Source organism: Amycolatopsis thermophila, from assembly GCF_030814215.1.
Classification (GTDB): domain Bacteria; phylum Actinomycetota; class Actinomycetes; order Mycobacteriales; family Pseudonocardiaceae; genus Amycolatopsis_E; species Amycolatopsis_E thermophila.
This window is the reverse complement of sequence record NZ_JAUSUT010000001.1, coordinates 3,280,516-3,294,235: the sequence shown is the minus strand read 5'-3', so window position 1 is coordinate 3,294,235 and position 13,720 is coordinate 3,280,516. Positions and strand designations below refer to the sequence as shown.

Annotated in this window: 14 protein-coding genes and 1 riboswitch; of the genes, 7 read left to right on the top strand and 7 right to left on the bottom strand. The window is 73.1% G+C overall.

Annotation, left to right across the window (positions count from 1 at the left end; all coding sequences use genetic code 11):
• The first annotated feature begins 117 nt into the window (after window positions 1-117).
• Window positions 118-1,083 carry a tryptophan--tRNA ligase gene (trpS, locus tag FB470_RS16340; RefSeq protein WP_306992500.1) on the top strand — a complete coding sequence of 322 codons (966 nt, stop codon included), beginning with the start codon at window positions 118-120 and terminating at the stop codon, window positions 1,081-1,083.
• A 136-nt stretch (window positions 1,084-1,219) separates the two neighbouring features.
• Here the strand turns inward: trpS and FB470_RS16335 are convergent, their stop codons facing one another.
• The 3 genes from FB470_RS16335 to FB470_RS16325 are packed head-to-tail and all read right to left on the bottom strand — an operon-like array spanning window position 1,220 to window position 3,644.
• On the bottom strand, window positions 1,220-1,615 hold the full coding sequence (locus tag FB470_RS16335; protein ID WP_306992498.1) for a (deoxy)nucleoside triphosphate pyrophosphohydrolase: 396 nt from the start codon (window positions 1,613-1,615) through the stop codon (window positions 1,220-1,222).
• Window positions 1,612-2,907 (bottom strand): sensor histidine kinase, encoded by a 1,296-nt coding sequence (locus FB470_RS16330; RefSeq protein ID WP_306992496.1) that lies wholly within the window; start codon window positions 2,905-2,907, stop codon window positions 1,612-1,614. Before FB470_RS16330 ends, FB470_RS16335 begins: the two co-directional genes overlap by 4 nt.
• Window positions 2,908-2,939: 32 nt before the next feature.
• A complete protein-coding gene (locus FB470_RS16325; RefSeq protein WP_306992494.1) occupies window positions 2,940-3,644 on the bottom strand; it encodes a response regulator transcription factor in 705 nt (234 codons plus the stop codon).
• Between the two features lie 143 nt (window positions 3,645-3,787).
• Between FB470_RS16325 and FB470_RS16320 the strand changes: the two genes are divergently transcribed.
• Genes FB470_RS16320 through FB470_RS16310 form a run of 3 tightly spaced genes read left to right on the top strand, consistent with a single transcriptional unit; the run spans window position 3,788 to window position 6,716 of the window.
• Window positions 3,788-4,849 carry a DUF2092 domain-containing protein gene (locus FB470_RS16320; protein ID WP_306992493.1) on the top strand — a complete coding sequence of 354 codons (1,062 nt, stop codon included), beginning with the start codon at window positions 3,788-3,790 and terminating at the stop codon, window positions 4,847-4,849.
• Window positions 4,846-5,850, top strand: a complete 1,005-nt coding sequence (locus FB470_RS16315; RefSeq protein ID WP_306992492.1) for an ABC transporter ATP-binding protein — start codon at window positions 4,846-4,848, stop codon at window positions 5,848-5,850. The genes FB470_RS16320 and FB470_RS16315 overlap by 4 nt, the downstream gene beginning before the upstream one ends.
• Window positions 5,847-6,716, top strand: coding sequence for an ABC transporter permease (locus FB470_RS16310; protein WP_306992491.1), 870 nt, complete (start codon window positions 5,847-5,849; stop codon window positions 6,714-6,716). The genes FB470_RS16315 and FB470_RS16310 overlap by 4 nt, the downstream gene beginning before the upstream one ends.
• Here FB470_RS16310 and FB470_RS16305 read toward each other — a convergent pair.
• The 3 genes from FB470_RS16305 to FB470_RS16295 are packed head-to-tail and all read right to left on the bottom strand — an operon-like array spanning window position 6,713 to window position 10,364.
• Window positions 6,713-7,723: an ABC transporter ATP-binding protein gene (locus FB470_RS16305; RefSeq protein WP_306992489.1), complete on the bottom strand. Its 1,011-nt coding sequence runs from the start codon at window positions 7,721-7,723 to the stop codon at window positions 6,713-6,715. The two genes, FB470_RS16310 and FB470_RS16305, sit on opposite strands and share 4 nt — an antisense overlap.
• Before the next feature lie 2 nt (window positions 7,724-7,725).
• On the bottom strand, window positions 7,726-9,348 hold the full coding sequence (locus FB470_RS16300; protein ID WP_306992488.1) for an ABC transporter permease: 1,623 nt from the start codon (window positions 9,346-9,348) through the stop codon (window positions 7,726-7,728).
• The gene (locus FB470_RS16295; protein WP_306992486.1) at window positions 9,324-10,364 is read right to left on the bottom strand and encodes a thiamine ABC transporter substrate-binding protein; all 1,041 of its coding nucleotides are present in this window, start codon (window positions 10,362-10,364) and stop codon (window positions 9,324-9,326) included. The genes FB470_RS16300 and FB470_RS16295 overlap by 25 nt, the downstream gene beginning before the upstream one ends.
• Before the next feature lie 22 nt (window positions 10,365-10,386).
• A riboswitch (TPP riboswitch) is annotated at window positions 10,387-10,497 on the bottom strand.
• 33 nt (window positions 10,498-10,530) lie between these two features.
• Here FB470_RS16295 and FB470_RS16290 point away from each other — a divergent pair.
• From FB470_RS16290 to FB470_RS16280, 3 genes are all read left to right on the top strand, one after another.
• Window positions 10,531-10,821, top strand: a complete 291-nt coding sequence (locus FB470_RS16290; protein WP_306992483.1) for a 4a-hydroxytetrahydrobiopterin dehydratase — start codon at window positions 10,531-10,533, stop codon at window positions 10,819-10,821.
• Window positions 10,822-10,885: 64 nt separating this feature from the next.
• Window positions 10,886-11,137, top strand: a complete 252-nt coding sequence (locus FB470_RS16285) for a hypothetical protein (protein ID WP_306992482.1) — start codon at window positions 10,886-10,888, stop codon at window positions 11,135-11,137.
• Between the two features lie 403 nt (window positions 11,138-11,540).
• Window positions 11,541-12,182: a hypothetical protein gene (locus FB470_RS16280; protein WP_306992480.1), complete on the top strand. Its 642-nt coding sequence runs from the start codon at window positions 11,541-11,543 to the stop codon at window positions 12,180-12,182.
• 418 nt (window positions 12,183-12,600) lie between these two features.
• Here the strand turns inward: FB470_RS16280 and ychF are convergent, their stop codons facing one another.
• Window positions 12,601-13,683, bottom strand: a complete 1,083-nt coding sequence (ychF, locus tag FB470_RS16275) for a redox-regulated ATPase YchF (RefSeq protein ID WP_306992479.1) — start codon at window positions 13,681-13,683, stop codon at window positions 12,601-12,603.
• Between the last annotated feature and the right edge of the window lie 37 nt (window positions 13,684-13,720).

The window sequence follows — 13,720 nt, the reverse complement described above, 5'->3', positions numbered from 1 at the left end:
CCCGCAGGCGGCTCCTCCGACGTGCGCTGACACCCAGCAACCCGAAGGCCGCCCGCAGGCGGCCTTCGGCGTTCCCGGGGCCGTGGCGGGGCGGTCACCGACCTCGAGGGAACACCGATGCGACTCTCCGGGATCACCCCGTCCGGCCACACCCAGCTCGGCAACCACCTGGGCGCGGTCCGGCGCTGGGTGCACGACGGCGGCCCGGACGACCTCTACTTCGTCGCCGACCTGCACGCCATGACCACGACCCACAACCCGGGCGGCCTGCGGGCGCGGACCAGCGAGATGCTGGCCGTCCTGGTGGCGGCGGGCATCCCCGCCGAGCGGGTGTTCGTGCAGTCGGACCTGGCCCGCGAGCTGGGCGCGCTGACCTGGATCCTGGAATGCACGTGCAGCTACGGGGAGGCGGCGCGGATGATCCAGTTCAAGGAGAAGGGCAGCGGGCAGCCCGGCGTGCGGCTCAGCCTGCTGACCTACCCGGTGCTGATGGCCGCGGACATCCTGCTGCAGGGCGTGGAGGAGGTCCCGGTGGGCGAGGACCAGAACCAGCACGTCGAGCTGGCGCGCGCGCTCGCGCGGCGGTTCAACAGCACCTACGGCGAGGTCTTCACGGTCCCGCGGCCGGTGCTGCCGCCCACCGGTGCACGGGTGCGGGACCTGGCCGACCCCACGCGGAAGATGTCGAAGTCCGCGCGGGACGCGGCCGGGGTGGTGTTCGTGCTGGACGAGCCCGACCTGATCCGGCGCAAGGTGCGCCGCGCCGTGACGGACGGCTTCACCGACGTCTCCTACGCGCCGGACGAGCGCCCCGGCGTGGCCAACCTGCTGGAGATCCTGGCCGGCTGCCGCGGTGGCCGGCCGGCGGACCTGGCCGCGGAGTTCTCGTCCTACGGCGCGCTGAAGGAGGCCGTGGCGGACGCGGTGATCGAGGAGCTCCGGCCGATCCGCGAACGGACCGTCGAACTGCTGGCCGACCCCGGCGAGCTGGCGCGGATCCGCAAGGCGGGCGCCGCCCGCGCCGCCGAGCGGGGCGAGCACCGCCTGTCCTCCGCGATGCGGTTGATCGGCGCGGGCGCCTAGGTCTCGTCACCTGCTGTTCCGCCGGTCCAGGGGCGGCCCGGCTCGGGTGAAGCGGCGGCGCGGGCCGAGTGCTGTGCGGACTGCCCGCCGGTCGCTTCCTCCCCTGCCGGGCCGCCGGGCCGCCGCGGGGAGCCGGTCACCGCGGCGGCTGCAGCAACAGCCTCAGGTCCGGGAGCAGTTCCAGGTCGGCCGGGAGCCAGTCGACACTGTCCAGGCCCGGCCGGTCGAGCCAGCGCAGCGCCTTGTGATCGAGTGCCTCCGGCCGGGCGCGGGGGTCGGCCAGCTCCGCGGCGAACACCCGCAGCACCAGGCCCGCGCGCAGCGGCACATCCGGCCCGACCCGGTCGCCGACGGTGACCTCGACCCCGAGCTCCTCGCGGCACTCCCGACGCAGGGCGTCTGCTTCGGACTCACCGGGTTCGACGCGGCCGCCGGGCAGTTCCCACAGCCCGGCCACCTCCCGCGGGTACGCGCGCTGCTGGGCGAGCAGGGATGCGCCCCGCACGATGGCCGCTCCCACGATCACCTTCACGAGCCGGAGACGTTACCGGCCGCCCGCCACAGGACCTGGAAGCGGGCACCGCCCTCGGGCGACTCGCCCACCGACACCCGGCCGCCGCGGCGACGCACCGTCTCCGCGACCATCGCCAGCCCGAGCCCGGTGCCACCGGACGAGCGCGCCCGGTCGTCGCCCACGCGGTAGAACCGGTCGAACACGCGGTCCCGGTGCTCGGCCGGGATGCCCGGCCCGTCGTCGTCGACCACCAGCCGCACGCGGGAATGCCCGGGCAGCACCGAAACCACGATCTGCGACGACGCGTACCGGCACGCGTTGCGCAGCAGGTTGTTCAGCACGAGCTCCACTTCGGAGTGCGCCGCGTGCGCCCACGCCTGACCGACCACGCCGGTGACGCGCACGGCGGGCGAACCGGGCGGCAGCCGGTCGGCGGCCGCGCGCGCCTCGGTGAGCAGCTCGACCGCTTCGGCGGGCGGCAGCTCGCCGGCGTCCGACCGCGCCAGCGTCAGCAGGCCGTCCAGCAGCGACGACAGCCGCTCCGCCTCGGCGAGGACGTCGGCCAGCGTCTCCTGAGCCAGCTCGGGATCGGGGTTGGCGACGGCGACCTCCGCCTGCACGCGGATCGACGCGACCGGGGACCGCAGTTCGTGCGCGGCGTCGCCGGTGAACCGCCGCAACCGCTGGCTGGCCTCCTCCTGCCGCTGCAGCAACGCGTTGAAGTCCGCCGCGAGCGCGCGCAGCTCGTCGTCCGCCTCGGGCAAGGGCAACCGCTGTCCCGGCGGCAGCGCGCGCACGGTCCGGCGCATGCGGCTGACCCGGCGCAGCGCGAACCGCACCACCAGCCACGTCGCGATCGCGGCGAGCACCGCGCCGACGGCGGCGGCGAGGATCAGCCACTCGGCCGCCTTGTGCACCGCGAGGTCCTGGCCGACCAGGCCGGTTCCGGCCGCGACGAGCCGCAGCTGCCCGTCCGGGGCGCTCACCACCGACCCCAGCCACCGCATCGCCGACACCGTGACCGGCTGTCCGCCCTTCAGCGCGCGCACGTCGCCCGCCCCCAGCCCGGTCGCACCACCGCCGTCGACGGGCGTGCCCGCGGTGTCCAGGACGCGCAGGACCACCCCGCCCGGCGGCGCGGGCAGCCGGCCCGCCGACACCGCCGCGGTCGCGGGGCCCAGCGCACCGGCCAGCTCGGTGTTCACCGAGGAGTCCCGCAGCGGGCCCAGACCACGGCCGGCGACGAGGGCCAGGCCGATCAGGAACGCGAGCGTGACCGCGGCGGCCGGCGCCGTGATCCGGAACTGCATGGACCGGCGTTCCCACCACCGGCGAAGGCGGTTCACCCGGGCAGGACCTCGTCGAGTGCCGCGTCGGAGGCCAGGTAGCCGTGACCGCGCACGGTCCGCACCAGCGCGCCCGCCCCGACCGCGTCCAGCTTGCGGCGCACGTACCCGACGTAGACCTCGACGACGTTGCGCGTCGCGGCCTGCTCGTCGCCCCACACCGCGCGCAGCAGCTCGTCCTTGGTGACCACCGTCCCGGCCCGGCCGGCCAGCACCTCGAGCAGGCTGAACTCGCGCGGGCTCAGCGCGACCGGCTCGTCGTGCCAGCGCACCTCGCGGGTGGCGCGGTCGACGACGAGACCGCCGATGCGCAGCGGCCCCCGCGTCCCCTCGGCCGCGGCCCGCCGCAGCACGGCGCGGATCTGCGCGACCAGCACGACGAACGAGAACGGCTTGACCAGGTAGCCGTCGGCGCCCAGGTCGAGCCCGTCGGCCTGGTCGACCTCGCCGTCCTTGGCGCTGACCATCAGCACCGGCGTGGCGATGCCCTGCGCGCGCAGCGCCTGCAGCACCCGGTACCCCGACAGCCCGGGCAGCATGATGTCGAGCAGCAGGAGGTCGAACGAGCCGGTCTGGGCGAGCCGCAGGCCGGTGGGTCCGTCCGGGGCGGTGACCACGTCCATGCCCTCCGCCCGCAGACCGCGGTGCAGCGCCTTCCGCACGCCGGGCTCGTCGTCCACCACCAGGATCCGAGGGTTCACAGTGCCCTAGCATGCCCGGTTTTCGCTGCTCGGGCGTCCCCTCTCAGCGGTCTCTCAGCATCTCAGGCCCATCTCAGCCCGGACTTGGAAGTGTTTCCGGTGGGGAACGAGCACACTGGTGCTCACGACACAGGGAGAACGCAATGCAGCCGAAGACGAAGGCCATCACCGCGGCGGTCACGGGGTCCGCGCTGGGCGTGGCCGGTCTCGCCTGGCTGGCGATGCCGGCGACGGCGGGCGAGGCGCCGCAGCTGCCGCCGGTCAGCGCCGAGGAGCTGGTTCAGTCGGTGCTCAGCACCAAGACCCCGGCGCTCGAGGGCACCGTCGCGGTCCAGAACAACCTGGGGCTGCCGGTCTCGAGCCTGCCGGACGGCACGAGCCTGAACATCGACTCGGCCCGCGTGGTCAACGACGGCGCCGGCGACAGCAGGCTGTCCATCGAGCAGGGGGCGAGCGAGCGGACGGTGGTCCGAAACGGCGCCACCGTGTGGTCGTACAGCTCGAAGGACAACACCGCGACCAAGGTGACGGTGCCCGCCGGGGCGTTGCCGGAGCAGCCTGGACAGGTGCAGCTGAGCGACCCGGCCACGGCCGCGACGCAGCTGCTGGCGAAGGTCCGCGAGAGCAGCACGGTGTCGGTGATGGGCACCGCCCGCGTGGCCGACCGGGCCGCCTACGAGCTGGTCCTGACGCCGAAGCCGACCGAACGCACGCTGCTGCGCGAGGTGCGGGTCGCGGTTGACGCCGAGAAGCGGGTGCCGCTGCGGCTGGCCGTGATGACCTACGGCACCGCCGACCCGGCCTTCCAGGTCGCGTTCAGCGACATCGCCTTCGCGCCGCAGCCGGCGAGCGAGTTCCAGTTCACCCCGCCGCAGGGCGCGAAGGTGACCGAGGAGCAGCCCCCGGCTCGCGAGCCCGGCCACGACGCCACCGCGGACCAGGTCAAGACCGTCGGTGACGGCTGGGACACCGTGATCACCGGGACCATCCCGGCCGGCGCGCTGCAGCCGCAGCAGGGCGGTCACGGGCGCGACGTCGACCCGAAGGCGCTGCTGGCGCGGTTCGGCAAGCCGGTCAGCGGCGCGTTCGGCACCGGCCACGTGATCACCACGAAGGTCGTCACCGCACTCGTCACCGACGACGGCCGCTTCGCCGTCGGCGCGGTGCCCGAGCAGGTGCTGACCGAGGCGCTGGGAGCGAAATGACGGAGACGCTGCCGGCGGGTGCCCCGGCCGGGGCACCCGCCGGCGGTCCGGCACTGGCCGCGCGGACCAGGGGGCTGCGCAAGGTGTACCGGACCGCGGTCGCGGTGGACCGGGTCGATCTGGACGTGCCGGAAGGTGCGGTGCTGGGCATGCTCGGGCCGAACGGCTCGGGCAAGACCACCACGATCCGGATGCTGCTCGGCCTGGTCCGCCCGACCGAGGGCGAGGTCGAACTGCTCGGCCACCGGATGCCCGAGGCCGCGCCGCGCGCGCTGCCCGAGGTCGGCGCGCTGGTCGAGGGGCCCGGGTTCCACCCGTTCCTGTCCGGCCGGGAGAACCTGCGCCGGGTGGCCGCCGCCGAGCCGCGGCTGTCGGCGGCCGCGATCCCCCGCGCGGTGGACGACGCGCTCGAGCGGGTCGGGCTGGCGCACGCGGCGCACCGGCGCTACCGGGGGTACTCGCTGGGCATGAAGCAGCGGATGGGGCTGGCCTCGGCGCTGCTCGTGCCGCGGCGGATGGTGGTGCTGGACGAGCCGACGAACGGCCTGGACCCGGCGGGCACGCGGGAGATCCGCCGGATCATCGCCGAACTGCACGACGAGGGCACCACGGTCCTGGTGTCCTCCCACCTGCTGGCCGAGGTCGAGGCGACGTGCACGCACGTCGCGGTGCTGCACGACGGCACCGTCGTCGCGCAGGGCGAGCTGGCGGAGCTGCTGGACTCCGGCACGCCGTCGTTGCTGGTCTCCACTCCGGACGGTGACAAGGCGCTCATCGCGTTGCGGGACAACCGCATCCCGGCCCGGCTGACACCGGAGGGCGTGCGGGCGGACCTCACAGCCGCGACCGCGCCGCAGGTGGTCGAGACGCTGGTGCGGGCCGGGGTAGCGGTGCACGAGGCGCAGCGGGCCCGCACCGGGCTCGAGGACCTGTTCGCCAGGCTGACGCAGCGGGATTCCGAAGCCGGGGGCCTGCCCGATGTGGACGAGGGGACGTCATGACGGCGACGCTGGACGCGGCGCCGGCGGAACGGTGGAGTGTGCCCTTCCACCGGCTCTACCGCGCCGAGCTGCGGTGGATCTTCCGCCGCCCGCGGACCCTGATCGTGCTGGGCCTGCTCGCGCTGATCCCGATCATCATGGGGATCGGCCTGACGATCGCGGCGGACAACGGCGCCGGACCGGGCGGCGGGAACGGTGGCGGCGACCCGCTGCTCACCGCCGCGGCGGGGAACGCGCTGGTCCTGCCGCTGGCGACGCTCGGCGTGACGCTGAACCTGATGCTGCCGCTGATCACCGCGATGTCCGCCGGCGACGCGCTGGCCGGCGAGTCGTCCGTGGGCACCCTGCGCGGGCTGCTGCTCGCGCCGGTGAGCCGGAGCAGGCTGCTGCTGATGAAGGCGCTCGGGGTCGCCACCTTCACGCTCGCCGCGGCGCTGCTGATGGCCGTGGTCGCGATGCTGACCGGGCTGGTGATCAACGGCACCGGATCGCTGTTCACGCTGTCCGGCACCACGTTGTCGTTCGTCGACGCGCTGGGCCGGGTCGCGCTGGCGGCGGCGTGGGTGACGCTGCAGCTGTGGGCGGTCGGCGCGATCGCGCTGGCGATCTCGGCGTGCACCGAGCACCCGATGCTCGTGGTGGTGTCGGTGCTGGCCGGCACCGTGGTGTCGACGGTGCTGCTCCTGCTGTCGGCGGTGGACTGGCTGCACCCGTTCCTGCTGCCGAAGTCGTGGGACGCGATCGCGGACATCCTGCGCGACCCGATCCCCGCCGATCAGCTGGGCGAGGGCGCGATCCGCGCCGCGTGCTACATCCTGATCGGCCTGTCGCTGGCCTACGCGCGCCTGTCCACGAAGGACGGCTAGGACCCGAGCAGGGCCACGCCGTCCGGGTCGAGCGCGAGGCGGATCTCGTCGCCCGGGTTCACGTCGGCGGACACCGCTGCGATCGCGTCCACCGTGCCGGCGCCCGTGCGCACGGAGAGGCGGACGTGGTCGCGGCGGTGCACCTTGCTCAGCACCTCGCCGGCGATGCCCTGCGCCGCCGGCCGCAGTCCGCCCGGCCGCAGGCCCAGCCGCACCGGACCGTCGGCCGCCTCGGGCACGGCGACGTCGCCGAACGGGCAGCGCACGATCCCGTCCGCGGCCTTGCCGTCGACCACCGTCGTGACGCCCAGGAACCGCGCCACGCCCTCGTCCGCGGGCCGGTGCCACACCTCGCGCACCGCCCCGGCCTGGCGGATCTTCCCGGCCTGCAGCACTGCGACCCGGTCGGCGAGCGTGAACGCCTCCTCCTGGTCGTGCGTGACCAGCAGGGCGGTGATCTTCGCGCTGCGCAGCAACTCGGCCAGGTCGACGGCCAGCTGCTCGCGCAACCCGGCGTCCAAACCGGACAGTGGCTCGTCCAGCAGCAGCAGGCGGGGTTCGGGCGCGAGCGCGCGGGCCAGCGCGACCCGTTGCGCCTCGCCGCCGGAGAGCTCGGTCACCCGCCGCTTCTGGTAGCCGGCCAGCCCGACGAGGTCGAGGAGCCGGCGGACCCGCTCCGCGCGCTCGGCGGCGGGTATCCCGTGCATGCGCGGCCCGAACGCGATGTTCCCGGCCACGTCCCGGTGCGGGAACAGCTGGCCGTCCTGGAACACCAGCCCGAACCCGCGGCGGTGCACCGGCACGCGGACGAGGTCCGCGCCGTCCCAGCGCACGCTGCCCGCGGTGATCGGCTCCAGGCCGGTGATCGCACGCAGCAGCGTCGACTTGCCGGAGCCGGACGGCCCGAGCAGCGCGAGCACCTCGCCGTCGGCGATCTCCAGGTCCACGCCCGACACGGCGGTGAACGAGCCGTACCGCACGGTCAGGCCGGACACGGTCAACGCCATCGCTAGAACTCCCCCACCCGGCCGGACGCGAGCCGGTCGATCACGATCACCGCGGCCGCGGTGACCAGCATCAGCAGCGCGCACGCCGCGTACGCCATCTGGTTGTTGAGCTGGCCGGGCCGCGCGATCAGCGCCGCGATCGCGACCGGCAGCGTCGGTGTCTGCGGCCGCGCCAGGAAGCTCGTCGCGCCGAACTCCCCCAGCGCGACGACGTACCCGAATCCGGCGGCGGCCACCACCGCGCGGAAGGTCAGCGGCACGTCGATCTCCCGCCACACCCGCGCCGGGCTCGCACCGAGCGTCGCCGCGGCCTGCCGCAGCCGGTCGTCGATCGAGCGGACCACCGGCAGCACCGTGCGGATCACCAGCGGGATCACCACCAACGCCTGCGCCAGCGGCACCAGCAGCGGCGACCGGCGGAGGTCACCGGGCAGCGCGTCGAGGGTGACGAGGTACCCGAAGCCGACGGTCACCGCGGACACGCCCAGCGGCAGCATCAGGGCCGCGTCCATCGATTCGCCGACCCCGCGCGCGAGCCGGCCCGGCGACCGGCGCAAGGCCACCAGCAGCACCGACGCCGACACCCCGATGATCATCGCGAGCACCGTCGCGTCGGTCGCGGTGCGCAGCGAGTTCATCGCCGCCTCCCAGCCGGACACCTGCAGCGTGCCGTCGTTGCCGGTGCTCGACAGCGCTCGGTACCCGGCGAGACTCCAGCCGTCCGCGGTGGACAGCGACCGCACCAGCAGCGCGGCGATCGGCGTCAGCAGCAGCCCGAGCACCGCCACGGCGGCGCCGACCACGGCCCACTCCCCGCCGGCCGGCCTGCGGGCGGTCTCCCGCCGCGACCGCAGGCGCAGTGCGCTCTCCCGGCGGCGGCGCGCCGCGGCGCCGAGCACGAGCGCGGCCAGCACGGCGGCGATCTGCACCAGCGACAACGCCGCCGCACCGGTGAGGTCGAGCAGGTTCTCGGTGCGCAGGTAGATCTCGGTCTCCAGCGTCCGGTAGCGCGCACCGCCGAGGATCAGGACGACGCCGAAACTGGTGGCGCAGAACAGGAACACCACCGCCGCCGCCGACGTGATCGCCGGCATCAGCGCGGGCAGCGTCACCGACCGGAACGCGCGCCAGCGGGACGCGCCGAGAGCGCGGGCGGCGTCCTCGGCGCGCGAGTCGAGCACGGCCCACAGCCCGGCGACCGTGCGGCCCACGACGGCGACGTTGAAGAACGCGTTGGCCAGCACGATCGAGAGCCAGCCGCCGTCGGTCCACAGCGCCCGGAACGCCAGGCCCACCACCACGGTCGGCAACACGAACGGGACGAGCACCAGCGTGCGCACGACCGGGATGCCGGGCAGCCGGACCCGCGCCAGCAGGTACGCCACCGGCAGGCCGGCGACGACGGCGATCGCGGTCGAGCCCGCCGCCTGCGCGACCGTGAACCAGGCCAGCCGCCAGGTCTCGCCCTCGGCCAGCGCGCCGAGCACGCCGCCGTCGACGAAGCCCAGCCGCAGGATCGCCCCGACCGGCCAGGCGAAGAAGACCACCAGGAACCCGAGCGGCAGCACGGCCAGTGCCGCCAGCCCGAGCCCGGTGCGGCTCACTGGCCGAGCAAGGAGCGCCATTGCTCGATCCACCGCTCACGCCCGGCCTGCACGGCGTCGGCGGGGAGGCTCGCCGGGTTGGGCGGCAACGGGGCGGCGGTCGTCCAGGTGTGCGGCAACGCCACTCCCTCGCGCGCCGGGTACACGTACATGTTGTCCGCCACCGTGGCCTGGAACTGCTGCGACAGCAGGAAGTCGATCACCTTCTGCGCCTTGTCGGCGTTGGGCGAGCCGGCCAGCACGCCGGCGTACTCGACCTGGCGGTAGCAGGTGTCCAGCAGCGCCTTCGTGCGCGGCTTGCCGTCGTCACCGATCTCGGCGGCGGGCGAGGAGGCGTAGGAGACGACGATCGGCCGCGGGCCCTTGCCCGAGGAGCCGGAGAAGTCCTGGCTGTAGGCCTCCTCCCAGCCGGCCGCGGTCCGCACGCCGTTGTCCTTGAGCCGGGTCCAGTAGTTCTGCCAGTTCTGCTCGCCGTAGCGGGCGATGGTACCGAGCAGGAACGCCAGGCCCGGGGAGCTGGTGGCCGGGTTCTCCACGACCGCCAGGTCCTTGTACTCGGGCTTGACCAGGTCGTCGTAGGTCTCGGGCTCGGGGACGCCGTGCGCGGCGAACCAGGTGGTGTCGATGTTGACGCACACATCGCCGACATCGACCGCGGACAGGCGGTGCTCGGAGTCCACGGCGTAGCGCTGCGGGCCGCGGTCGGCCTCGGGGCTGGTGTAGGGCGCGAAGACGCCCTCGCTGAGCGCGCGGGAGGCGAACGTCGAGTCGACCCCGTAGGCCGCGTCGCCGATCGGGTTGGCCTTCGTCAGGACGAGCGCGTTGGTGAGCGCGCCCGCGTCGCCCTTCTTGACGACGTTGATCGTGATGCCGGTCTGCTGTTTGAAGGCGTCGAGCACCTGCTGCGGGGCGGCGAACGAGTCGTGGGTGACCAGCGTGACGGTCGACGGGCCGTCGTGGGTGTCGTTTCCGGCCAGGCTGCAGCCCGCGGTCAGGGCGGCGACCAGGCCGACCAGGACGCCGGTGCGGATACTCATGACCACTCCTCGCTCGGTCCGGCGAGAAAGGTCGAGGCCCTCCCTGCGCCGGCATGATCCGGATCAGGTGCGAACGGTCGCGGGCTCTACCCCGCCTCTCAGTCCGGACGACCGGACTCCCGTGGCAACCGTGCAGCGTACCCGGCCTCGTACCACCATGGAGCACATGGCGGAACTACTGAGCGACAGCGAGATCTCCGAGGCCCTCAACAAGCTGCCGTACTGGCAGCGCGCGGGTGACGCGCTGGAGCGCACGGCCGAGCTCGCCGACTTCCCGCAGGCGATCGCCGTGGTCAACCGGGTCGCCGAGATCGCCGAGAGCGTCGCCCACCACCCCGACATGGACATCCGGTGGCGCACGGTGACGTTCCGGTGCAGCACGCATTCGGCGGGCGGGATCACCGCGAAGGACGTGTCGCTGGCCGAGCAGATCGACAGCACGATCGACTCGCTGTGATCTAGGTCGAACCGGCAACATCGCGGCCGGTCTCGTGCGTTGCCCTGGGTGGAGGGAACGCACCATGAGAAAGGTTGTCGCGCGACTGGCGGGCGTGGGCGCCGCCGTCGCCGTGTTGCTGGGAGTACTCGCCGGGACGGCGCAGGCCGTGGACGCGCCGTCGCCTGCCGACCGGGGCAACCACAGCAGCGTGGCCGTCGACCCGCCGGGCGAGACGCGAGCGGTCGTCGTCGGCACGTTGTCGTTCGTGTTGATGATCGCCGCGGCGGGCGGGGTGTTCTGGTACACCGCCCGGCATCGCGGGCATTCGGAGTGAATTCGGTCACAGGGGCACCCGGGTCGTAACACTGCGGGCGTCGCGGACGCTGTCACGCGCGAAAGGTCCTGCTCATCACCGAGGTCGCCATGAACAGCTCGCCCGCCCTCACACCCGTCCAGCGCGCCTGGGTCACCGGTGTGGCCACCACCGTCACCCTGCTCGCCGTTCTCGTGCTCGCCATGCTGGGCTGACCAGCTGGTCCAAGGCCCGCCGGATGTTCCGGCGGGCCTTTTTCCTGCTTTGTCGATCTGTGTCCATGACCACTCGCTGGTGACTTCTTCGTGTCCTGTTCGTAATCTGACGGGCGGCCATCCCCCGAACGGCCGAAAAGTCCCCTCCCCGAAAATGGTGATCTTCCGCAATGGTGGGTCGACATAGATCCAAAGCGAAATCGCTGAGAATGCCGCTGGCGATCGGCCTGGCCGCGGCTTTCGTGCTCGGTTTCGCGGTGTGGCTGACCGGTAACTTCAGCCGGCAGGATACGGCCGGCATGGCCGCGCAGATGGCCCCGCTGCCCGCGTCCTCGGCCCCCGCGAGCACGTCGAGCAGCACGGCCACCCCGCCACCGCCGCCCCCGCCGGCGACGACGTCACCGGAGCCGACGACGACGACGACCAAATCGACCCCGGAGTCCACGTCGACGACTCCGTCGCCGCCGCCGAAGACCACGACGAAGGCGGCCAACGCCTGTTCGACGGTCCTGGCCGGCACGAAGCCCCACGTGGCCGCCGTGGGCAACTACCTGAAGGCGAAGTTCGGTGTCGACGAGGTCGGCGGCCGGGCGGGCCGCTCCGGCACGAGCGACCACCCGAGCGGTCTGGCGCTCGACTTCATGGTCGACACCGCGACGGGCAACCAGCTGGCCGACTACGTGCTGGCGCACAAGTCGGAGTTCAACGTGACGTACGTGATCTGGCGGCAGCGCTACAACGACGGCAGCGGCTGGTCGACGATGGAAGACCGCGGCAGCGCCACCGCCAACCACTACGACCACGTGCACGTGTCCTTCGAGGCGAGCGGCCCCATCACGGTCACGTGCTGATCGTCATTTCGTGGTCCCGCGTGAAACGCCCAGGTCCCCCCGGCCTGGGCGTTTTTCGTGGTCCGTGGGATTCCTCTTGTCACGCCCGGCTCGACGGTCGCCGGATGTGGCGCCCTGGTTCCACAGTCGCCGGATGTGACGACCTGGTTCGACACTCGCCGGGTGCGACGCCGCGGTTCGACAGTCACCGGACGTGACGCCGCGGTTCGACACTCGCCGGACGTGACGCCCCGGCTCGACACTCGCCGGCCATCCGCAGCCTGCGCACCGTCGCGGCACCCGATGCCCGGCAGCCGCCAGCAGCGCACCGCTCACGCTGCACCGGCTCAGCCGTGACCCGGCCTCCCCCAGCCTGGCCAGTTCGCGTCGCGCGCCACCGCGACCGCGCCCCGTGGTCGCGCCACGGGCGAAGACGGGGTCAGACGTTGAAGCGGAACTCCACCACGTCGCCGTCGGCCATGATGTAGTCCTTGCCTTCCATCCGGACCTTGCCGGCGGAGCGCGCGGCGGCCATCGAGCCGGCTTCCATCAGGTCGTCGTAGGAGACGACCTCGGCCTTGATGAAGCCGCGCTCGAAGTCGGTGTGGATGACGCCCGCGGCCTGGGGCGCGGTGGCTCCCTGCGGGATCGTCCACGCGCGCGACTCCTTCGGGCCCGCGGTCAGGTAGGTCTGCAGGCCCAGGGTGTGGAACCCGGCGCGGGCCAGCGCGTGCAGGCCCGGCTCGGTCTGGCCGACCGACTCCAGCAGCTCCCGCACGGACTCCTCGTCGTCCAGCTCGAGCAGCTCGGCCTCGACCTTCGCGTCCAGGAAGACCGCGTCGGCGGGGGCGACCAGCTTCGTCAGCTCCTCGCGCTTCGCCTCGTCGGTCAGCACGCCCTCGTCGGCGTTGAAGACGTACAGGAACGGCTTGAGCGTCAGCAGGCTCAGCTCCCGCAGCAGCGCGGTGTCGATCTCCTTCTGCGCGGAGAACAGAGTCCGGCCGCTGTCGAGGATCTCCTTCGCCTTCTGCGCCGCCTCGAGCGCCGGCCGGTTCTCCTTCTTCGTCCGGGCTTCCTTCTCCAGCCGCGGCAGCGCCTTTTCCAGGGTCTGCAGGTCGGCGAGGATCAGCTCGGTGTTGATCGTCTCGATGTCCGACGACGGGTCGACGCGACCGTCGACGTGCACCACGTCCGGGTCGTCGAACACGCGGATGACCTGGCAGATCGCGTTGGCCTCACGGATGTTGGCGAGGAACTTGTTGCCCAGCCCGGCACCTTCGGAGGCGCCCTTCACGATCCCCGCGATGTCCACAAAGGACACGGTCGCCGGGACGACCCGGGCGGAGCCGAACATCTCGGCGAGCTTGTCCAGCCGCGCGTCGGGCAGCGGCACGACACCGACGTTGGGCTCGATCGTCGCGAACGGGTAGTTCGCCGCGAGCACGTCGTTGCGGGTCAGCGCGTTGAACAGGGTCGACTTGCCGACGTTGGGCAGGCCGACGATACCGAGGGTCAGACTCACGCCCGCAGTCTACGGGGCGGGCCCGCCACCCGGCCCG